Source organism: Knoellia altitudinis (assembly GCF_042666355.1).
Classification (GTDB): domain Bacteria; phylum Actinomycetota; class Actinomycetes; order Actinomycetales; family Dermatophilaceae; genus Knoellia; species Knoellia altitudinis.
Map to the genome: position 1 here is coordinate 588,553 of NZ_JBHTDK010000002.1, position 21,425 is coordinate 609,977.

General features: G+C 68.5%; 14 protein-coding genes and 1 pseudogene. 5 read left to right on the forward strand and 10 right to left on the reverse strand.

Features of this window, described 5'->3' with window-relative positions; all coding sequences use genetic code 11:
• Nucleotides 1–55: 55 nt before the first annotated feature.
• Nucleotides 56–985, forward strand: coding sequence for a hypothetical protein (locus ACFQW8_RS17570; RefSeq protein WP_380089616.1), 930 nt, complete (start codon nucleotides 56–58; stop codon nucleotides 983–985).
• Between the two features lie 165 nt (nucleotides 986–1,150).
• Nucleotides 1,151–1,723, forward strand: a complete 573-nt coding sequence (locus ACFQW8_RS17575) for a M23 family metallopeptidase (protein ID WP_380089618.1) — start codon at nucleotides 1,151–1,153, stop codon at nucleotides 1,721–1,723.
• A 128-nt stretch (nucleotides 1,724–1,851) separates the two neighbouring features.
• Here the strand turns inward: ACFQW8_RS17575 and rpsA are convergent, their stop codons facing one another.
• Entirely contained in the window at nucleotides 1,852–3,366 is a 1,515-nt protein-coding gene (gene rpsA, locus ACFQW8_RS17580) for a 30S ribosomal protein S1 (RefSeq protein ID WP_380089620.1), read from the reverse strand.
• 145 nt (nucleotides 3,367–3,511) lie between these two features.
• Here rpsA and ACFQW8_RS17585 point away from each other — a divergent pair, with 145 nt between their 5' ends.
• A complete protein-coding gene (locus ACFQW8_RS17585) occupies nucleotides 3,512–4,324 on the forward strand; it encodes a class I SAM-dependent methyltransferase (protein WP_380089820.1) in 813 nt (270 codons plus the stop codon).
• A gap of 78 nt (nucleotides 4,325–4,402) precedes the next feature.
• Here the strand turns inward: ACFQW8_RS17585 and ACFQW8_RS17590 are convergent, their stop codons facing one another.
• Nucleotides 4,403–5,407, reverse strand: a complete 1,005-nt coding sequence (locus ACFQW8_RS17590; RefSeq protein ID WP_380089621.1) for a DUF3068 domain-containing protein — start codon at nucleotides 5,405–5,407, stop codon at nucleotides 4,403–4,405.
• A 112-nt stretch (nucleotides 5,408–5,519) separates the two neighbouring features.
• Between ACFQW8_RS17590 and ACFQW8_RS17595 the strand changes: the two genes are divergently transcribed.
• Nucleotides 5,520–6,707: an acyltransferase family protein gene (locus tag ACFQW8_RS17595; protein WP_380089623.1), complete on the forward strand. Its 1,188-nt coding sequence runs from the start codon at nucleotides 5,520–5,522 to the stop codon at nucleotides 6,705–6,707.
• Nucleotides 6,708–7,589: 882 nt separating this feature from the next.
• On the opposite strand, the pseudogene ACFQW8_RS18175 reads toward ACFQW8_RS17595, so the two are convergent.
• Together ACFQW8_RS18175 and ACFQW8_RS17605 are read right to left on the reverse strand one after the other, a co-directional pair.
• A pseudogene (locus tag ACFQW8_RS18175) lies at nucleotides 7,590–10,556 on the reverse strand (alpha-(1->3)-arabinofuranosyltransferase domain-containing protein); the annotation flags it as partial.
• A gap of 38 nt (nucleotides 10,557–10,594) precedes the next feature.
• Nucleotides 10,595–11,329 carry a class I SAM-dependent methyltransferase gene (locus ACFQW8_RS17605; RefSeq protein ID WP_380089625.1) on the reverse strand — a complete coding sequence of 245 codons (735 nt, stop codon included), beginning with the start codon at nucleotides 11,327–11,329 and terminating at the stop codon, nucleotides 10,595–10,597.
• Nucleotides 11,330–11,409: 80 nt separating this feature from the next.
• Between ACFQW8_RS17605 and ACFQW8_RS17610 the strand changes: the two genes are divergently transcribed.
• The gene (locus ACFQW8_RS17610; protein ID WP_380089627.1) at nucleotides 11,410–12,513 is read left to right on the forward strand and encodes a glycosyltransferase family 4 protein; all 1,104 of its coding nucleotides are present in this window, start codon (nucleotides 11,410–11,412) and stop codon (nucleotides 12,511–12,513) included.
• A gap of 87 nt (nucleotides 12,514–12,600) precedes the next feature.
• On the opposite strand, the gene ACFQW8_RS17615 is transcribed toward ACFQW8_RS17610, so the two are convergent.
• From ACFQW8_RS17615 to ACFQW8_RS17640, 6 genes are all read right to left on the reverse strand, one after another.
• A complete protein-coding gene (locus ACFQW8_RS17615; RefSeq protein ID WP_380089628.1) occupies nucleotides 12,601–12,747 on the reverse strand; it encodes a hypothetical protein in 147 nt (48 codons plus the stop codon).
• A complete protein-coding gene (locus ACFQW8_RS17620) occupies nucleotides 12,744–14,483 on the reverse strand; it encodes a hypothetical protein (RefSeq protein WP_380089630.1) in 1,740 nt (579 codons plus the stop codon). The genes ACFQW8_RS17615 and ACFQW8_RS17620 overlap by 4 nt, the downstream gene beginning before the upstream one ends.
• Nucleotides 14,480–15,295, reverse strand: coding sequence for a glycosyltransferase family 2 protein (locus ACFQW8_RS17625; protein WP_380089632.1), 816 nt, complete (start codon nucleotides 15,293–15,295; stop codon nucleotides 14,480–14,482). The genes ACFQW8_RS17620 and ACFQW8_RS17625 overlap by 4 nt, the downstream gene beginning before the upstream one ends.
• Nucleotides 15,292–16,347 carry a glycosyltransferase family 4 protein gene (locus tag ACFQW8_RS17630; RefSeq protein ID WP_380089633.1) on the reverse strand — a complete coding sequence of 352 codons (1,056 nt, stop codon included), beginning with the start codon at nucleotides 16,345–16,347 and terminating at the stop codon, nucleotides 15,292–15,294. Before ACFQW8_RS17630 ends, ACFQW8_RS17625 begins: the two co-directional genes overlap by 4 nt.
• A 104-nt stretch (nucleotides 16,348–16,451) precedes the next feature.
• Nucleotides 16,452–20,573: an alpha-(1->3)-arabinofuranosyltransferase domain-containing protein gene (locus tag ACFQW8_RS17635; RefSeq protein ID WP_380089635.1), complete on the reverse strand. Its 4,122-nt coding sequence runs from the start codon at nucleotides 20,571–20,573 to the stop codon at nucleotides 16,452–16,454.
• Nucleotides 20,570–21,415 carry a class I SAM-dependent methyltransferase gene (locus ACFQW8_RS17640; RefSeq protein ID WP_380089637.1) on the reverse strand — a complete coding sequence of 282 codons (846 nt, stop codon included), beginning with the start codon at nucleotides 21,413–21,415 and terminating at the stop codon, nucleotides 20,570–20,572. The genes ACFQW8_RS17635 and ACFQW8_RS17640 overlap by 4 nt, the downstream gene beginning before the upstream one ends.
• Between the last annotated feature and the right edge of the window lie 10 nt (nucleotides 21,416–21,425).

Here is a 21,425-nt window from a genome sequence, read left to right on the forward strand (position 1 = left end):
GATGCGCTTCGGCGTCTCGCCATTGGGCGAGATGTCCCTGTCCTTACGTTCGCTGGTGGCACCGACCGCCTACCGGCATCCGCTCGCGTGTTCCCACGCCTCCGAGCCCGGGGCCCCGGCTGCTCACGTCGATCTCCTCGCAGCGCTGGTCAACGGTGACTTCACGACGCCCGACTTCCTCACGCCTCGGCCCGAGTCGCCGCAGCCGCGGATCCGCGACGAGCTCAACGGTGTGGTGAACTTGCCCACGACCTCCATCCTCAAGGAGCTTGACGCCCTGTGGGACGGCCACCTGCCACAGGCGCTGCGCGGTCCCGGATGGTCAGTTCGGTCCCGGGTGATCGAGGCGATCGAGCACTACTGGTCACACTCCTTCGCCCGTTTCTGGGTGGAGCACCGTTCGATCCTGGCAGCAGACATCCAGTACCGAGCCACCCAGATGGCTGCCCATGGACTTGCCGGCGCCCTCGAGACGCTGTCACCGCATGTACGACTGGCCGTCGACCAGCTGACAGCAGTGAGCCGGGTCGGAACCTCATATGCCGCATCACTCTCAGGTCGGGACCTCGTCTTCGTCCCCTCCTTCTTCACCCTCGGGGCCTCGTACCCCGTCGACCCCACCGGCCCTCCCATGGTCATCTACCCCGCACGGGGCCAGCGGTCGACGTCTGCTCAGCCCGCTCCCACGGGTGCCCGTGGTGGGCACAACCTGCTGAGTGCCTCGAGGGCGGATCTGCTTGGCATGCTGGACGGACCCACGACGACGAGGGAGCTGGCGGCGTCCCTCGGCAAGACCGAACAGGCGGTCAACCAGCAGCTCCAGGCACTGCGCACGTCCGGCATGGTCGAGGCGTCCAGGTCCGGAAGATGCGTTCTGTACAGACGAACCGAGGTCGGCGAAGACCTGCTGCGCATGGTCAGGGCCCACCCCGCAGCGGACCACCCCATCGTCGAGCCTGTGCACCTGGCGGGTCCCCACGTGTGACGAGCAGGGCAGCTGCTTCTGCCTGGCACACGCAACGTTCAAGCCATCCGCTTGAGGGTTTGCCGCCATGCCGATCTGCCCAGAGTGTGAGTTCCACGTGCTCGTGCCGGTCAGTCAGTCCGGATCGGCAACGCCCAGCACGCCATGTCACCGAAGGGAAAACACATGTTCGGAAGGAAGCGCCCCGGAGGTTCGGGCGGAAAAGCAACGCTGTCACGCAGAGCAGGCATCTTCATCGGCTCCCTCGCCGTCGTCCTCACGACAGGCCTCACCGGCACGACGACCGCATCTGCCGCCGGCTACTACGAGGCGCTCTTTCCCGCCGGAGAGACCTACCGGATCTCTCAGGGGCCCGGCGGAAGCTACTCCCACCTCGACTACTACAACAGGTACGCGTGGGACATCGCGCTGCCGGCGAACTATGAGGTGACCGCAACCCAGGCAGGCACGATCGTCAGGTCGGACTGGTACGGGACGAGCGGCATCGAGGTGATGATCCGTCACCCCAACGGCCTGTGCTCCCACTACATCCATCTCAACCGCTCGTTCTACGAGCCCGGCGACTGGGTGCCGCAGGGCCGAATCGTCGGCTGGTCCGGCAGCACCGGCTCCTCCACAGCACCCCACCTGCACTACGGCGTCATCGACTGCAACACCCGCCAGTCGCTTCCCTCGACCCTTGAAGGCTGGACGCCCGGGACGGGTGCGTTGCTGACGAGCTCGAACTACAAGGCGTGAGGTGACAGGGAAACCAACGATGTCCATCGCTCTGACCGGCACGGAAGAAGGCCGAAGGCCCGGATCCCCGCAAGGGGAACCGGGCCTTCGGTCGTGCGTCACGGCATACGCGAGGTATGCCGGTCGGCTCAGTTTCCGGTGAGCTTCTCGCGCAGTGCGGCGAGGGCCTCGTCGGAGGCGAGGGTGCCCTCGTTGGCCACGGGAGCGGCCGGACGCGAGTCCGTGCCCTCGTCGTCCGAGTCGGACGCAGAGGACGAGGAGGACGAGTCGCTGCTGTAGGACGTGGCGTTGTCGCCACCGGCAGCGGCCTCGGCGTCGGCCTTGGCAGCCTCCTCGACCTGGGTGCGGTGCGACTCCCAGCGAGCGTGTGCCTCGGCGTACTGCTTCTCCCAGACCTCACGCTGCTTCTCGTATCCCTCGAGCCACTCGTTGGTCTCGGAGTCGAAGCCCTCGGGGTACTTGTAGGCACCGGCCTCGTCGTACTCGGCGGCCATGCCGTAGAGGGTCGGGTCGAACTCGGTGAGCCCGGCGCCGTCCTCGTTGGCCTGCTTGAGCGAGAGCGAGATGCGACGACGCTCGAGGTCGATGTCGATGACCTTGACGAAGATGTCGGCGCCGACGGTGACGACCTGCTCCGGCAGCTCCACGTGGCGCTCGGCCAGCTCGGAGATGTGGACCAGGCCCTCGATGCCGTCCTCGACGCGCACGAACGAGCCGAACGGGACGAGCTTGGTGACCTTGCCCGGCACGACCTGACCGATGGCGTGCGTGCGAGCGAAGTGCTGCCACGGGTCCTCCTGCGTCGCCTTCAGCGACAGGGAGACACGCTCGCGGTCCATGTCCACGTCGAGCACCTCGACGGTGACCTCGTCGCCGACCTCGACGACCTCGGACGGGTGGTCGATGTGCTTCCAGGACAGCTCCGAGACGTGGACGAGACCGTCGACGCCGCCGAGGTCCACGAACGCACCGAAGTTGACGATGGAGGACACGACGCCCGAACGGACCTGGCCCTTCTGGAGCTCCTTGAGGAAGGTCGTGCGGACCTCGCTCTGGGTCTGCTCGAGCCACGCGCGACGCGACAGGACCACGTTGTTGCGGTTCTTGTCGAGCTCGATGATCTTGGCCTCGATCTCCTTGCCGACGTACGGCTGGAGGTCGCGGACACGGCGCATCTCGACGAGGGAGGCGGGGAGGAAGCCGCGCAGGCCGATGTCGAGGATGAGTCCACCCTTGACGACCTCGATGACGGTGCCGGTGACGACGCCGTCCTCTTCCTTGACCTTCTCGATGGTGCCCCAGGCGCGCTCGTACTGAGCCCGCTTCTTGGACAGGATGAGGCGGCCTTCCTTGTCCTCCTTCTGGAGAACGAGGGCTTCGACCTCGTCGCCGACCTTGACGACCTCGTTGGGGTCGATGTCGTGCTTGATCGACAGCTCACGCGAGGGGATGACACCCTCGGTCTTGTAGCCGATGTCGAGCAGGACCTCGTCGCGGTCGACCTTGACGATGATGCCTTCGACGATGTCGCCGTCGTTGAAGTGCTTGATCGTCGCGTCGATGGCGGCGAGAAGGTCTTCCTCAGAGCCGATGTCGTTGATGGCGATCTGAGGGGCGGTCGTTTCGACCGTGCTGGCAGTCATGTAGTAGGAACTCCGATGTGGACAGATGGATGAGGGTTGGTACTGGTGCCGTTCGACGGGCTTTCACGCCCTTGTGGGCAGGCGAGAGCACACGCGAATGCTCGACCACCCTATCGAGGTTGTCTGTGAGCGGTCAAAGCGGGGTATGCCGGTGAGTGACGACGTCGGTCGGCGCACGGCCGACACGGACGAGACCCACTCCGCCAACCGCTCCTGGTGGGACGGCGAGGCAGCCGGGTACTACGCCGAGCACGGCTCGTTCCTCGGTGACGACGAGTTCGTCTGGGGTCCCGAGGGGTGGACCGAGGAGATGCTCGACCTGCTCCGCGCGTCGTCGGATCAGCGGATCCTCGAGATCGGTGCCGGGGCGGGCCAGTGCGCCCGGTGGCTGCAGCGTCACGTGGGCGCGTCGGTCGTGGCGTCGGACCTGTCGGCGGGGATGCTGCGCGTCGGCCGCGAGGTGAGTGAACGCACCGGGGTGGCTCCGCCTCTCGTGCAGTGTGACGGCCTCGCCCTGCCCTTCGGTGACGCGTCGTTCGACACGGTCTTCACGGCATACGGCGTCGTGCCCTTCGTCGCGGACAGCGCGGCGGTGATGGCCGAAGTGGCGCGGGTGCTGCGCCCCGGTGGTCGGTTCGTGTTCTCGACGACCCACCCGATCCGATGGGCGTTCCCGGACGACCCGACCGCGGCCGGGCTGACGGCCCGGCTCAGCTACTTCGACCGCACGCCCTACGTCGAGTCCGACGGGTCGGGGCGCGCCACCTATGTCGAGCACCACAGGACCATGGGCGACCGGATCCGCGAGATCGTCGCCGGCGGGCTCGTCGTCGAGGACGTCGTCGAGCCCGAGTGGCCGGAGGACAACACGGCGACGTGGGGCGGATGGTCACCGACGCGCGGCAAGGTCATCCCCGGGACGGCGATCTTCGTCTGCCGCCGCCCGTCGGAGGGTTGATCTGCCTCTCCCTCGGTCCGAGGAAGGGAGCGGCCCCGCCATCTCGAGATGACGGGGCCGAGCGGTGGAGTGCGAGGTTCAGCGTCCGTGGATCTCCGAACGACTGCGGGTTGCCTCGTCGTCCCCGAAGACGTCGAGGTTGCGGGTGTCGTCGTTGGCGTGGCCATCACCGTCCGGACCGCGGGTGTCGTCCGCGAGCCGGTCGTCATCGCCTCCGGTGCGACGTGCGCCGTTCCAGAGGAAGAATCCTGCAGCGAGGGCGAGGAGACCGAGAAGACCTGCGATGAGCGGGAGGTTCCCGATGAGGCCGAGCCGGGAGTCGTTGTCCTTGGCCGCGTCGATGTTGGCCTTGACGGTCTCGTCGGTGAAGCCGAAGTCGAGGTCGAGCACGGTCGTGCCGTTGTCGAGGACACGCTTCTGCTGCTCGGTCTGCTTGAGGATGGAGCCCGTGCGCGGGTCGACGAACATCGTCTTGAGGTCCGAGTACGTGCCTTGGATGCCGGTGGAGATCTCGGCCGGCTCGTCGGAGACGTCGATGACGAACTTGTAGGTGTCCCAGCCGTTGACCTTCTCCTCACCCTCGAAGGCGGCATCGACCGCACGGTCGAGGATGCCGTCCCAGAACGGATAGGTCTTCTTCTCGACGTCGAAGGGGAACTTGTTGACCAGACCGTCGTGCGGCTGTGCGTCACCGATGTACTTCTCGTCGTTGACGGCGAGACCGGTCTTGCGGTCGGTCGCGAACCTGTCAGTGGTCGCTGTCACCAAGCGGCGGTCGGGATCGGTGTCGTCCACGCAGTCCGGCGAGTCGCCGTTCGGGTCCTTGATGAGGCAGGAGAACGTGTCGAAGACAACGACGTCTCCATCGGACTTCTGTCCATCGGCCACCGTGCGGCTCAACGCCTTCACCGCGGAACCGTCACCGGTGGGCAACGCGGCGGCGTTGCCGGTCAAGCGAGTGTAGGAGTCGGTGTCCAGGGGAGTCTTCTTAACCGCCCCGGGGATGTAGATCAACGCCAGCAAAGCGGTGGTGATGAGGAAGCCGGCCAAGCCCATCAACACCAAGCCGATAATTCTGCGCATCTGCGGGACACCTTTGTCTCAAGTGGGGCGGGAGTGCTGGGTGGACCCTACCAGTGGGTAAACCCCGGCCAAGGGATATGGGCACCATGTCGCCCTGCCCTACCATGCACGCATGACCACGACGGAGTCGCGCGCCGTCCCGGTGGTCACGGTGATCCCCGCGCTTGACGGTCTGCGCGCTGTCGCCGCGAGCCTCGTCGTCCTCACCCATGCGGCGTTCCTCACCGGGTTTGGCGCGACCGGTGGCCTCCTGGGGCGGCTGTGGTCCCGCGGTGACTTCGGGGTGGCCATCTTCTTCGCGCTGTCCGGCTTCCTGCTGCACCGAGGACTCATCGCCGCTGATGCCGCAGGGCGGTTGGACCTGTTCGGCTATGCCGTGCGGCGGGCCGCCCGACTGCTGCCGGCGTACTGGGTGGTCCTGGCGGTGGTGGCCGTGGGGGCGACGCCCCCGCTGCGGGATGTGGTGATCCACGCCTTCGCCCTTCAGATCTACTGGCCCGACGCCTGGATCGGAGCGTTCGGCCAGTCGTGGAGCATCGCGACGGAGGTCGCCTTCTACGCGACCCTCCCCCTGCTGGTGCTAGGTCTGCGCCGGCTGCGGAGTCGCGGTACCCATGTGCCCCTGACGGTCCTGTGCGTTCTGACGGTGGGACTCACTGCGACCTCGGGCATCGGTGGCGACGCGGTCGTGGGCCAGGACATCTTCTACGACCGGTGGCTGCACTCGCGGGCGCCGCACTTCCTCATCGGGATGATCTGCGCGGAGACCCTCCTCGCCCCGGGGCACCGGCTGGCGCGCCTGCTCGCCCGGTGGGGGGGCGACGTGGTCGCTTGCCTTGCCGTGGCCGGTGGGGCCTATCTCCTGGCCACCACCCCCATCGCGGGAGGACTTGACCTGTCACCCGGAACGCCGATGGACGTGGTTGTGCGCACTGCCCTCTCGGGCATCGTCGCGCTGGGACTTCTGCTGCCGCTCACACACGGAGGCTCGTCCGGCTACCGGGCTGCCCTGTCGCACCACATGGTGCGGTATCTCGGCGTCATCAGCTACGGACTCTTCCTCTGGCACGTGCCCGTGTTCATCGCCTTGTATGCCGTCACGGGAGTTCGCGAGTTCACGGGCGCCTTGCTGCCGCTCATGGCTCTCGGGCTACCCCTCAGCCTGGTGCTGGCGGCGGCGACCCATCACTGGGTGGAGCTGCCCTCCTCGCGCCTCGCGGGCCGGTACCTGGCTGGCCGCCGCCACCGCGAGGCCGAGCGCCGCGAGCACGAGCACTCGGACGCTCCCCTCCACCGTTGACGACCCCAGGCCGCCGGGGGCCAGCAGCGCCTGTGTCACAGCTGCAGTGACACCCAGGACGAGGACCCCGGCCGACCAGAACCACCGAGGCACGTCGAGTCGACGAACGAGGACGACGCCAAGGAGGGCAATTCCGCCCCCAGTCGGACCAGCCAGCAGCAGCCCCACCCCGGCGAGGACGCCGGCGACAACGCCAGGTCGACCCACCGACAAGGAGCGGCGCGGCGACCGGACTCCTCCTCGGTCCGGCACGAGAGCGGCGCAGAAGACGAACAGCGCGGCGAGGGCACCTGCGAAGAGGCTCGCTCGATAGGGCCCGTCGGGGGCGAACCGGATGACGAGCTCCCCCTCAGCCCCCTCCGGCACGATGAAACCCTGACGCCGGGCATCCAGTGTCTGTGGCACGAGAACCCGCCCTCCGATGGTGGCTTCCCACCCGGCGTTGACGTTCTCGGTCATGACGAGGAGCCGCTCTGCACCCTTGTTCACGCGGCCCCGGATCTCGGTGGCTCCCGGCCTGCGCGCCTGCACGGCTATCGGTGACGAAGAGCTGGTCGGGGTGTCCCCGCTCGTGAGGACGACGGACCGCGGGGACATCCCCTGCCAGGGTTCGAGCACCACACGATGACGCGGCAGGTCACTCACCTCGACCGGCCCGCAAGCCTGCCAGGTGACGTCGGACAGTCCGAACAGCGCGTCCCTTCGCGCGCTCGCCGACGTCGGTACGGATACGCCGTCGATCGTCAGTCCCGGTCCTGAGCCGCAGGCTGCCTCGATGCTTGCCGGTGCCGACGCAAACGGGCTGCCGAACAGCTCCAGCTCCTCGAGCTCGAGCGCCCCGAGGCCGGGCTTTCGCGGACCCGGGATGTGGGTGAAGGTCAGGGTGAGCTTGCGGCCGGTGGTCGGAGGAATGGACAGGCCCCCTTCTGGTTGCAGCCGTCTGGTCACCTCGACCCCGTCGACGTCGACCACAACAGCAGGCGACTCCTTCTCGGCCCACTCCCGGCGCGTCTGAAGGCGAAGGTCCGAGATGGTCGTCGGCGTGTCGAGCTCCACGCTCACCGAGGGCGACTCGTCGTCACCCGAAGGGCTCCACGCGGTACGCGGATCCCCGTCGACGACGGCAACCGGCAGCGACGCCGGAGCGTATCCACGCAGGCTGCTTGCGGTCACCCTGGTCCCCGCGATGTCGAGCAGTCCCTCCGGGGGCCGGAGCGGGTTGACCGCGAGCGTCCCGGACACAGTTGCCGGGCCAGGCATCATCCCCGTGACCTCGCGCACCAGGTCACCGGTCGACTCGGCGTCGACGAGCTGACCGGCGAAGCAGGTGAGTCCGCCCGACTCCCGTGTCGGTGCGCTGCAGCCGTCCTTGCCGGCCAGGCCCGCACCGAGCAGGACCGTGGTGGCGGCCTGTCGGGTCGCGGGAGTGGTCACCAGCTCGATCGGAGTGACGCCGTTGATGCGTACCTCCGCCAGTCCCGTGGCCGTTCCTCGTGGAGCACCGCGAGTGGTGTCGTCGATCTCGATCACCAGCGAGGTCGTAGGCCCCGGCGGCAGCGTGATCCGCGTCGCTGACCGCGATGCGAGGGCAGCACGCACCGTGCCCGTGTCGGTGGTGACGCTGACCCGGGTAGCCACACCCAGCCCCTCACCGAAGCGCACACGGTCGGCGTAGGGCTGAACCGACAGTTCGCGAACTTCGGTGGTCTCGGGCAACGACAGAGTCAGTCGAGGTCGCGAGTCTCCCAGCGTCACCCAAGCCGTGCGCTCATCCCCGTCGAGTGCGGCGAAGGGGCGGTGGGCAGGCTGAAGTCCTGCGAAGCCGAACTCGTCGGCGATCGACGTCGACGCCTGGACGTCGGCGATGCCCTCGTACGAGATGAGCGAGCGCCGGCTGACCTCCGGCCACGGGAGGTAGTCCGGCGCGCCCCCGACCATGGTCTCGGTGAGGGTCGGGGACACGTCCTGACCACGAGGCGCGCCGAACCACCGTGTTCGAGCACGAAACCCGTCGAGGACGACGTCCCGGCTCGGGCTGATCGCGGACGTTCGGTCGCCCTCGAAGATGACAGGACCGCCGAACCCGGCCTCGGCCAGCCGCGCAAGGTCCTCCGTCGCACCGGTCGCACCCACCAGCCCCGCCGTCGGCCAGAGCGCGAGCTCCGGTGCGACGTGACCGACGAGCTCGAACACCTCGAGCGGGAAGACACGATCGCCCACGAGGTTGAGCTGGGAGAGGCCGAAACCCTTGACGAACCGCGCGTCTGCACTCTGCTGGATGGCTGACCGTGCGAACGCCACCGGTGGCTGTCCGCTCTCGTCGATGCTGAGGTCGTTGCGCACGACGAGGTAGTGCACGCCCGCATCGCGCAGCACCTGGGTGGCCCCCCCGAGACCTCGACCGGTCTGCAGGCGCCGCTCGACCTCGTCGAGGAGGCGGATCGTCCCGGCGGGCGCGAGGGGCACCCCGTCGCGGACGGCATACGGGGTCGACGTCAGCGCGCGGAGAGGTTCGTCCAGAGGCCGGCCCCACGTGTACTCGGCGAAGTTCGCCGCGGGGACGATCAGAGCACGTCCGCGTCCGGATGTGTCGAGCCATGCCCCGAGGTCTCGCCAGTGCTCAGGCAGAGCGTCAACGCTGCCGCGGGCCGCGATCGCCCCACCGAAGGCGGGGGCAGCCGCGCCGATCACGACCAGCGAGGCGGTGCCGAGCACGACGACGGGTGCCCACGTGCGTCGCGGACGCCATGCCGCGACCAGACCGAGCAGGTGTGCCAGTCCCAGCACCAGTGGTAGTCGCACGAGAAGGTCTGCCTTGTGCACGTTGCGGAGCGGAGCCAGTGGACCGTCCAAGATGCCTTGAACCTGCGTCACCAAGGGTGACGCCAGAGGACCGTCGTGCGGTAGCGACATGGTGAGAAGACCGACGAGCAGGGCGCTGAGGACGAAGGTCCGGTGGGGCATCGACCGCACGGCGAGGCCGGCCAGCCCCGCTGCCATGACAGCCGTCGTGGCGACCGTGAGCGCCGGAGAGGTGACGAGCTGGTAGCCAGCCGGCCACCAAGGGCCCCCTTGGGTGGCCACGTGGGCGAGCCAGTGGGTGGTTCCCCTCAGGACGTCGAGGGCACCGATTTGAGCGGACACCGCGCTCGAGTTCTCGATCCAGTCCAGGAAGGGTGGCGAGTACCTGCCCATCAGCAACAGCGGGATGACCCACCATGCCGTCGTGGCCACGAGGGCCAGACCCCACCACCAGGTCACAGCACGTCGCCACCACGCCGTTCGCGTCAGCAGCCAGAGCGCCGCAGGAAGAACGGCAAAAGCGGTGGCGGTGGCATTCACTCCTCCACACAGCAGCACCGCAGCAGCGCTGAGGGCTGCCCCGCGACGAGGGCTGAGCCGACCCCGGTCGACAAGGACGAGGGGCCACAGCACGGCCGGTGCGAGCAGCTGGGGCTGGGCCTCCGAGGAGAGCACGCCGATGGTGCTGACGACGCGCGGCGCGAGCACGTAGGCCAAGGCAGCCACGACACGGGTGCGACGTGACCCGATCTGCAGGGCGCCGAGCAGACCGACCATGGCGACGAAGCCAGCGCTGAGGAGGGTCATCCACCACAGGCGCTGCACCACCCACATCGGGAAGAGCTCGGAACCGATCCCGAAGAACGGCCCCATGGGGAAGAGGTAGCCATAGGCCTGGTTCTGGATGCCGCCCCACGTCACCTGTGGATCCCAGGCATGAAGGGCCCGACCCATGAAACCCCACGGATCGACATAGAGGTCGTTCTTGGTGTCTGCCGCGATACGACCGAGGGGCACCGACCAGGCCACGGTCCACACGACGAACATGCCCGCCCAGACGACGCCGTCGAGCCTTCGAAAGAACGTCACGCTCGGCGGAGCACCATCATGAGGTTCCAGGACAGCACCTCGCGCACCAGCGGCACGCGGAGCACGCTGTCGGCCCAGTCGGGGTGGTAGCGAGGCGCCGCCTCGACCAGCCACGCACCCTTCTGCGCCCGCGCCCAACGAAGGCCGCCCGCGACCGTCGTCGGGAACATCGACTCACCGTAGACGTTCTTGGGTGGATGTCCGTGGACCTGCTCGTACCGACGGGCGGCATACGCCCCGCCTCGCCAGTGCCACGGAGACGTCTCGTGACCACCCCAGGGTGAGGCCCACGCCGTGTAGGAGATGAAGACCAGTCCGCCGGGCCGAACCACACGCATCATCTCGTCGCCGACGACGCCCGGACGGGGGACGTGCTCCATGACGTTGTTGGCCATGATGATGTCGACGCTGGCGTCGCCAATGGGGAGCTGCTCGCCTCGACCCACCACGGCGCCGCGTGACGGGCCGGTGCCGAGCGCGTCGATGTCCAGATCGACCGCGACATAGCGCGCACCCCCTGTCGCGAACCGACGTCCGAAGTACTCTGACCCGGCACCGACGTCGAGCACGACGCGACCGTCGAGGGGCTCGTGCCGCGTGATCAGCGAGATCGTGTCGTCCGCGAGCTCGGTGTAGAAGCGGTCCGGGTCGGTCTGCTCCACGAGGAAGGAGCGGAAGAGTGACGCCGACCTGCCTACTGTCCGGTATCTTCGGGTCGGCGCGCGGTGCATCCCTGAATGCTAGTCGCGGGGCGTCACGCCCGAGCAACGCCCACCTCCGCACTCCGAGTGGGTCAGACAAGAGGATGGCCATGCCGCTACGAGTCGTGATCTTCAACTGGCGCGACATGCATCACCCGGAGGCGGGTGGTGCCGAGAAGTACATCGTGACCGTTGCCGAAGGGCTCGCGAAGCGGGGCCACCGCGTCACGTTCTGCACCTCGGCCTATCCCGGCGCCCTCCCTGAGGAGGTCGTCAACGGAGTCCACTACACGCGGAGGGGTGGCCGTTTCGGCATCTACCCAAGAGCGCTGGTGAACGGCCTGCTCAGCCTGCACCGGCCCGACGTGGTCATTGACGTGCAGAACGGGATGCCCTATCTCACCCCGCTCGTCAGCCGCTACCCGGTCGTCAACCTCGTGCACCACGTCCACAAGGAGCAATGGCCGGTCACCTTCGGGCCCAGGGCAGCCAAGGCGGGGTGGTGGATCGAGTCCAGACTGGCCCCGTGGATCTATCGGAGCGCGAGATACGTCGCGGTGAGCGACTCGACACGTCACGAGCTCACCCTGCAGGGGATCGACCCCGACCGCGTGGACATCATCCACAACGGCACCGATGCCACGCCGCTCGACGACACACCTCGCTCAGTGCATCCCTCGCTGGTCGTCCTGGGCCGCCTCGTCCCTCAGAAGCGCGTGGAGTACGCGCTTGACGTGGTCGCGAGCCTGGTCGGCGACATGCCCGACCTCACCCTCGACGTCGTCGGATCGGGATGGTGGGAGCCACATCTGCGTGACCACGTCGAGGTCCTCGGCATCGAGAAGTACGTCACCTTCCACGGCCACGTCTCCGAGGCCGAGAAGCACCGCCTGCTCGCGGGAGCGTGGGTCCACCTCATGCCCAGCCTCAAGGAGGGTTGGGGTCTCGTTGTCGTCGAGGCGGGGATCCACGGGACACCTACAGTGGCCTTCCGGGAGGCCGGCGGACCCAACGACTCGATCGTGCACAACCGGACGGGGGTGCTCGTCGGCCACGATCCCCGCGAGTTCACCGACGCCGTGCGTGAGCTCCTCGTCGACGGTGAGAAGCGGTTGCGGATGAGTGACGAGGTGGCGCGCTGGGTGCCGCAGTTCCACTGGGACGAGTCCGTGCAACGCTGGGAGCAGGTGCTCGAGGACGCGGCTGCCGGCTGACTGCCCGCTCCGTCCGACGGTGGGGGGAGCCTCGGGCATGCGAAAGCCGGCACCCCTTGGGTGCCGGCTTCGAAGTTCAGCTGCTCGTCAGGGGGCGTCGTAGAGGACGACCTGCTCGCTCTTGCTCGCCGGGTTGGCGGAAGGGCTCACGGCCGAGACTCCGCCGATGACCGCGAACAGGGCGATGACCGCACCGGCAATGATCGAGCCGATGGCTCCAACAGGGGAATTCATGAGCGTGAGCGTAACAGACCGACCGGTAACCTACGGCGACCTCGTCGCGCGACACCCGCCCCCATCACGAGGACCGCAGTGACGATCGTCACCGCCCACCCCAGGACGACCGACCGCGGTCCCTGGTGCGTCGTGGGAGCAGCACTCGCCTCCCCGAGGTCGACCACGAGGAGCGAGCTCTCGTCCACGACCACCGTTCCCACCGCCCGCAGAGCACGGCTGTCCACCGGCAGACCGGAGTCGAGCTCGGCCGCGACGTAGCGCACGCCCGCCTGTTGAAGCGCGCTGACCGGGTCAACGCCCTTGGCGATGGCCGACGACACCTCCCCCGCCCGGTCGCGTTCCCCGGCCACGTCGACTTCGCGCAACGGCAGTGAATCGTTGAACAGGACTCTTTGGTCGAAGATCCGAGGGCCGAGGGTCAAGGACACGCGACTGGCGTTCCAGGAGTAGCGGCGATACTGGTTCCAGGGGAGCAGTCCCACCTCCCCCTCGGGCAGGTCGGAGACCCTCTGCGCTCCGGAACGGTAGCCCTCTGGCACCTCGACCGCATCCAGTCGGCCGCCCAGGCCCCAGACGAGCTGCGGGGACAGCCCCACGACCACACCGATGACGCAAATCGCTGCGGGGGTGCCCAGCGCCTCCGGCAGCCTCCGGGCGGCTCCCCGGACGACCAGCCCGCAGCCGACGGCGATGCCGACGACCCAAGGAGCCAAGAACTTGTGGCTGTCCCGGAGGGCGCCCCCACCGGGCAGGGCACCGAGCATCTGCTCCCACCCGGTCCGGGTCACGGCGAAGGCGCTGCACAGGACGATTCCCAGACCGAGGGCTGGGGGCACGAGGATCGCGATGGTCCGGTTCCCCCGGGCGTGCCGGGCCAGGGCCCAGATCGAGACGATGCCCAGGAGCATGGCGGCGAGCGCGACCAGCGGCTGGCTCCTCGGCTCGGGATGGGCAGCGCTGTTCCAGAACCCGCCGCCGCTCAGGACCGACCCGAGGACTCCGAGGTCCGAGTCTGCCCTGGGCGCGAATGCATCCACTGCGGAGGCATCCGGGGCCACGTCGGATGCGAGCGCCGGGAGCGCCCACGCGCTCGCCATCCCGACGAAGCACGCCACCACGGCGGCGAGCGTGACCCGCACACGTGTCGCGGCTCCCCCAGCGACGGCGATCAGGAGGACTGGAACGACCCCCAGTGCGACCACGAGAACGGCGTTCACTCCTCCGATGCCTGCGACGACGCACGACAGGAGCAGGGCATACGAGCTACCTGTCCCGCGTACGACCCGCAGGGTGGACCGCATCGCCCACGGAAGGACGGCGAGACCGAGGAGGACGACCCACTGACCGACGAACAGTCGCTCCGAGACATAGGGGTTCCACACGGCCAGCACCACACAGGCGAGGCGCGGGGCCAGGCCCACCTCTGGTGCGAGATCGACGAGCAGGGCGACGCACCCTGCACCGAGGCCGACCAGGACCGCCATGAGGATGGCCGCTTGGGCCAGCCCGGCTCCGACGACCGACCCGATGGCGACGGCGACCGCATCGCTGGGCACGGCTCGAGGGGCCGGGGTGTCCACACCCAGCACGAAGGGTGTCCAGAGCGGGTCCGGTGACCATGGCATGTCGTAGGCGATGGCCACCCCCGGACCCAGCGCGGGTCCGAGCACGAGCAGCGCCTGCACCACGGCGACGACGCCGGGCAGCCGTCGGCGCAGCGCCTCCCGCGTCACCTCGAGCGCACTGCCTTTGCCGCCCCGGCGGCGTAGGCGACACCTTCGGCGACCCGGAGCCCAGCGAGCGCCACCGCGTGCACCGGATCGCCGACGAGGACGGGGACCCCCCGCAGGTAGGCCTTCACCGTCGCGAGTCCCTGCGCAGCAATGGCTCCTGGTTGTGCGTCGTTGTAGGCGGGCAGCGACTGCCCGTAGTAGTAGCGCTTCCTCAGGACGTCTCGGAACGTCAGCCGGCCCTCGTCATGCAGGATCGGGGCGTCGATGCGCGTCATGGGCGCATGGATTCGCAGCAGACGCATCCGCAGGTCCGCGTCCTCCTGCCCGGCGACTGTCAGCACGAAGCCGCCCTGTTCCTCGAAGAACTCGCGCCTGATGAGGCGCGGTGCCTCGATCATCTCCTCACCGACGTAGCACCTGCGTTCCAGGGTGCGGCACGCCGCGAGGAAGCCTTCGCCCACTGTGACCTCGGGGATGAAGACAGCGGTGCTCCCGGTCCGCTCGGCGGCAGCGACGGCATCCTCCACCACACGTGGCGTGAGGACCATGTCGGCGTCGATCCACAGGATGTAGTCGCCGCGCGACCGCTCGACGGCGAGATTGCGCTGGGCACTGCGCTCGGGCCCGGCCTGGATCGCGACGTGAGCGTACTGGCGGGCAATCTCGAAGGTCCTGTCCGTGCTGAAGTTGTCGACGACGATCAGCTCGATGTCGGTCAAGCTCTGGGTTCGGATCGAGCGCAGGCAGCTGTCCACGGTCCGCTCCACGTTCTTGGTCGGCACGATCACCGACACGAGCGGGCTGGTCCTCATCGCGCTCTCCCTCCTGGTCTGCGTGCTCGAAGCGGAAGTGACTCCACCGCCTCGAAGGCTGCCACCATGGCGGCGGCCTGGGTGCTCAGGTCGTGACGATCGAGGACCCGCTGGCGGTTGGCGGCCCCCGCGTCCGCTCGTGCACCATCATCCCGGAGGAAATGGAGCAATGCCTCGGCCAGCGCCTCCGGAGTGTCCTGCACGCGCAAGTTCGGTGGTCGCACGGCTTCGTGGTTGGTCCCGCACACCGTCGTGACGATCGGGATGCCTGCCGACATCGCCTCGAGATAGGCGAGCCCGAACTGCTCGTTCCACTTCCAGGTGGCACGTGGGGCAGTGACGAAGACGTCGGAGGTGGCCAGAACCGCACCGATCTCTGCGGGAGTGCGCCTTCCGAGGTAGCGCACGGCTCCCCCGGTCCGCCGCTCCGCCTCGCGAACCAGGCCCACCAGGGGCCCGCCTCCTGCGATCACGAGCCGCGCGTCCGGCTCGCTTCGTCTCACAAGCTCGAACGCCTCGAGGACCCGATCCACGCCCTTGTTGGCTGCCACCGGTGACACGAAGGCGATCTGCCCGCCAGCCTTCTTCACCCCGAGCTCCTCGGCGGGCCGGAAGCGATGGTGGTCCACCCCCGGAGCGACCACGTGGATGCGCTCCTCCGGATAGCCCAGCGCCAGCAGATGATCCCGGGCTGCCTCGATCGGGCACAGCATGAGGTCGGCCCCCAACGCCCGCTGCGTGGCCTGCGCGTACGGAGGGATGCGGTACAGAGGTTGGTCGGGCATGTTCTCCCAGGTCAAGACGACTTGCCGTATGCCGTGCCGCGCGGCGTACGCGGACATCTGGCCTGTCACAAGGGCGCACAGCTCCAGGCTGGCGACCCACTGGAAGGGTCGCGGATCGACAGTGGACAGGTCGCGGAGCCAGCCGAAGGCCCCGGCCTCGACGAAGCGCGACACCGGGCGGCGGAACGGCAGCCCTATCCATTCGATGCCGCTGTCGGGTGGATGGGTCCTGGGTGAACCGACCTCCGTCACCATGGCGCCGGGCATGAGCGACAGCCAGAACAGCTCTCTCTCGGGTCGCTGGTCAGGGAGGCGTCCCCACAGGATGGAGCGAGAAGGCACCTCTGGTCCCAACCCACCGGTCGAGCTGCTCATAGTCCGTCCTCTCCAGTGCTCGTGTCGGGCAACGCCGCGGATGCCACGAGGCACAACATCGCCGCAAGCACGACGTAGTGCGGCGCGAGGTGTTCGGCCACGAGGTCCGGCGACACCGTCCCGAGCCGGTCAGCGTTGCCCGTCAGCCAGACAGCCGCCGTCGAGGCGACGAGCCCGGATGCGACCAGACCCATGAGCCTGGGACCAGCTGCCAGACGCAGGAGGACCACGATCGGCAGAGCAGTGGCCAGGCCGATCCACCCGCCGACCGCTCCCCCGAGGACGAGCACCAGGGCCTGAGCTACGAGCTCGCGCCTACGCGATCTCGCCCTCCACCCAGCCCGAGCCGGGGTGGTGCAACTCAGGTGTGGAGACGCAGGCGTGGAAGCCCGGCGAGTCGTGCGAGGGCCAAGTCGACCCAGCAGGATCACGAGCGCCGCCAGGAGTGTGGCGACCAGCGAGAGCGCCAGTGCCACGAGGGCGCGCGTCCGAGGTGCGTACACGATCTCCAGCGAGTGCGGTGTCGACGAGTCGTCGACGACCCAGCCCATGCTGAAACCATCGACGACGGAGGGGGCAGGCAGTGGTTCGCCGTCGAGGGTGGCCTGCCACCCGGGCGACAGTCCCTGGGCGAGGACCACCGTGAACGGTTCGCTCCCCACGCCTGTCGTGGCGGAGTACCGAGTCGGACTCAGGTGCACGTCTGAAAGAGGCGGAGCGTTTGCCGGGGCCGGCTGCTCGAGGCCCGTGGCATCCCGCAAGGACAAGGAGTCCACCGACCACGCTGGTGTGCCCCGCAGTCGGTGTGCGCCGTCGGCCAGAGGCAGCCCTGCACCACGACACGGAGTCCACGCACTGCTCGTCAGGTCGACCAGGGGGAACTGCGGGCGCATCAGGACCGGGGCACCGTCGGCAAGAAGGACGGGGACGCATCCTGAGGTGTCTCCCGACTGACGTTCCATCCGCAGGTCGCCCGGGTCCACCTCACTGACTCGGATCACTCCAGAGGTCCTGGCCGTAGTGTCGATCTGCAGCCGCACCTCTCGCCCGACGGTGGCAGGGAACCGCAACGTCGACTCACCGACCCCCAGCGTCCCTCGGCCGACCTCTCGACCGTCGACGAAGACCGTTGCGCCCGTTGCCCAGTTCTCGAGGACGGCGCCCGGGGCCGCCTCCTGACGAACGCTGAGCGTTTCGAAGCTCCGAGGCTCGGCGGACGTGATCGTCAGGGTCTGCCCCACCCCACCGCTCGGGATCCACGCCGTGTCGGCGCGCCTGTCCAGTGCCTGCGAGCCGCGCAGGGTGGGCAGGTCGAACGCGCGGCTCGACCCCTGGACGGTGACCGCGTCACTGAAGCCCGCGAGCGTGTCGAAGTCCGTGTCGGTTGCTCGTGGCGATGGCTGGACCATGGCCTGGACGAAGTAGTTGCGGTCGCCGCTGACGAGGAAGTCGCGGTTGAGGCTCGACTCCTCATCGTCGGCCGGCCCCGGCCCGCCGTTCTCACGGCTGAGGAGGATGTCCAGCGGCGCCCGAACCAACGCGTCCTGCTCGACGTCCGGCAGGGAGGCCCGGACCTGCTGCACGACGGTCGGGAGGACTGCGACGCGTGTCAGTGGAGGTCCGGGGGTCTCGATCTCCGAGATGCCCACACCGGCTGCACCCTCCCCGGCCACGGCGGTGACGGTCACGGTCAGTGCGTCCGCACGGACGCCCCCCAGTTCCACCCGAGCCACGCCGTCCGCATCCACGACTGCGTCACGGCGTTCCTCCCCTGCCAGCAAAGACAACCCGGTGATCCGTCGTCCGCCGGACGACGTGGTCCTTACCACCACCTCGTCGAGCCGCTCTGCGTCGGGGAACGTGCGCGACACCGACTGGCCGTCCGACTGTCCGAAGCCGCCGAACTGCCATGTCGTGAGCTCATTTCCGTCGAACGCGTTCTCCGGTGCGGCCTGCGCGGACGGGACCCTTTCTGCCGGCAGGGACGTGGAGGCCGAGCCGCCTTCCACGACCAACGTGGTCTGCTGGTCCGGGCGACCCACGGCCAGCGTGGACGACAGGGCGGCCCCCGCGCCGACGAGAGGGCCCTCGTGGGCCGTGATCCTCTGCGTGTCGTTCGGGGAACGGCGGTTGGTGTCGGTCATGACCACCCGTGCACCCGCCCGCAGCTCCGCAAGGGCTTGGGCCGGTGACAAGGAACGCAGCGAGGAGATCAACGGTTCGTTCGACATCAGACCGCCCGCGGCGAGGGTGGGGATGGCGAAAGCATCTCCGACGAGCAGGATCGAACCGGTCGCTGGGCGCGTCCTGAACACCTGACCCGGACGATCGACCGTGAAGAGCTGGAGTGGCGCCAAGGGCTCACTGGCATCCTCCGACGGTCCCGCGCCCATGCCGGGCGCACCGAACTCGCGCTCCAGCCGGATGCCCGGCACCGCTGCGAGACGGTCCGCCACGACCTGGGGGGGCAACGCCCCGGACTCCTCGTGCGCCAGGTCGTGTCGCGCAAGGATGCGACCTGCGCCCAGGAGCCTGGCGTAGGTGGCGAGCGTCTCCGGAGCCACGTCGGGGTCCGAGAACGCGGCGTCGGCAGCGGCAAGCAGGTTGGCCGCCTCCTGAGATCCGTTCGGCACGGTCGTCCGCACGACGCTGGGTGGCGCTATCAGGGCTCTGCCGACGTCGTCCGGCGACGAAGTGGCCCAACGGTAGTTGGCGAGCTTCTCCCCCGGCACCATCCAGATGCGCTCCGCCGCGGGAGCCGAGTGCAGGGCCGCGGAAGCCTCGCGCCAATAGGCGGGGACGTCATAGCGGGCGAGGTAGAAGCCCCCCGTGCCCAGCGGAAAGGCGCCCACCGCCACGATCCCCGCCACCGTGACTGCGGCGGCGACCACCTTCACCGCACCACGGCGTTGTCGTCGTAGGCGAGCGGCGACCGCCGGCCACAGCACGGCGATGCCACTCGATCCCAGGACCGCCATGCCCAGCGGCAGCAGAGCGCCCCCCTTGTTGGTCGTCCGGAACGCGCCCGCGACCGGAAGCTCCTCGAACACCCAGGTCAGGGCACGTCCGAACGGGGCGGAGCCGGAGAACGGGAACGGGCCTGCCATGACGACCACTGCGGTGCCGATCATGACCACGGCACCCACGCGTACGGCGCGGGGAGCTCGGGTGCCAACTGCCAGGACCAGGGCTGGCATCAGGAAGGAGCACGCGACTACGAACGGACGAGTCAGGTACGCGGAGAAGCCTGGCTGCCACGGACTGCCGGCGTCACCTCCATACAGGGGCCAGAGACCCAGGCCCCGGATGCTTTCGGCGAGTGAGCTGGGCCCGACGATGCCCTGAAGGGACTCGGTCGTCGCGATCACGGTGCTTCCCGATCCCTGCGCACCAGCGGTGGGCACGATCCAGTACAAGGACAGGACAACGGTCCAGAGAGCGCACCAGGTCATCGTCGAGCCAGCACGTCGCCATGTCACCAGACCTGCTGTCCTCGCCATGACGACGACGGCCGGAACGACGAGCAGCTGGAAGATGGGGACGACGCCGGCATTCATGCCGCTGCCCGCCGCGAAGGCCAGGCCGAAGGCGCAGACCCAGCTGCGTGATCGCTCCTCGATCAGCGCACGCCAGAGGAACAGCGTCATCCAGGGCAGGGTGGCCAGAGGGAGCAGGACCGGCAACGTCGCGCCCGCGGTGACGGTGTAGGGGTTCGCGACGAAGAGGGTGGCCGCCACGAGTGGTGTCCACCGCCAGTGGGGCAACCCGGGGAGCCTGCGGACCAGTGCTGCTGCGCCCGCGCCGGCCAGGAGGAGAAGGAGCAGCCTCAGGAGACGAGCGGAGAGCCACGGCTCAGCGCCGAACAGCTGCAGGAACCAGACGAGTGCACAGACAGGGGCGAGCCCGACGTTGAAGCTCGCCATACCCATCCCCGGGCTGTCCTGCCACGGCCAGATGTAGTCCCGGAACGACCGACCGGGGTTGAGGTAGACCTCTGGTTTGGTGTCAGGAAGGAGGCTCCCGAACGACGGAGCGATGACCGCGATCGCGAGAAGGCCCGCCAGCACGGCCGTCACGATGACCACGGCATGGGCCCGCAGCCAGGGCCGTGGCGTCACTCCGCGTCGAGCCTTCCCTCGGGAACGGAGGTCCCACCGTGCAGGTAGGCCTTCTTGAGGATGGCGGAGACCCTTGGAAACTTGGGCAGGGTTCGCCACGCGAAGTTCATGACGGGCTCCTGACCATAGATGTGGGCCAGCCGTCGCCACGAGACATCGAAACCGTCCGGCCGCTGCCAGTTCTGTGGCCGACGCCATGCATAGACCTTCACCCCGTTGCACCACAGCGGGTCGAAGTCATGCTCGGCGCGGAAGTCGTGGAGCAGCTCGTAGCCGGGGTGCGCGTCGATGTAGGACTGGGTCGAGGAGGCGACCTGTGGCCAGGTCGCGTCGTCCACGATGACCAGTGCCTCGTCCGCGAGCCACTCCTCGGCGACGGCCAGCCCGAGGTACTGGGCCAGACGCGAGTGTGCGCCGTCATAGAAGTACACGCCGACGGGGCCGGGTGTCACGCCTCGCGGGAGGACCGTGAACGCCTCACCGCGCAGGAAACGGACCCGGTCGCGCACTCCCCACTTCTCCAAGGTGTCGAAGACCGTTGCCTGGGCGATCTCGGGGTCGAACCCGAACTCGCGGAAGTTCTCGATCGCGACGAACCGGTCATGCTCATGACCCAGCATCGCGCCGATCAGGGAGCGGCCGCGGTAGGTGCCCACCTCGAGGTAGTACTCGTCGGGACCCAGGTGCCTGACGGCCTCGTTGAGCAGGGTCAGCGAGTGCGGCGTGGACATCCCGTCGACGTCGGCGACGATCTTCTCGAAGGCGTCGTCGGGCAGATCGGCGCTGTAGAAGTCCCCTCCGAAGCGATCCGGCAGGGCGCTCCTGAAGGCGTGCAGGTCCACGAGCTCTCCT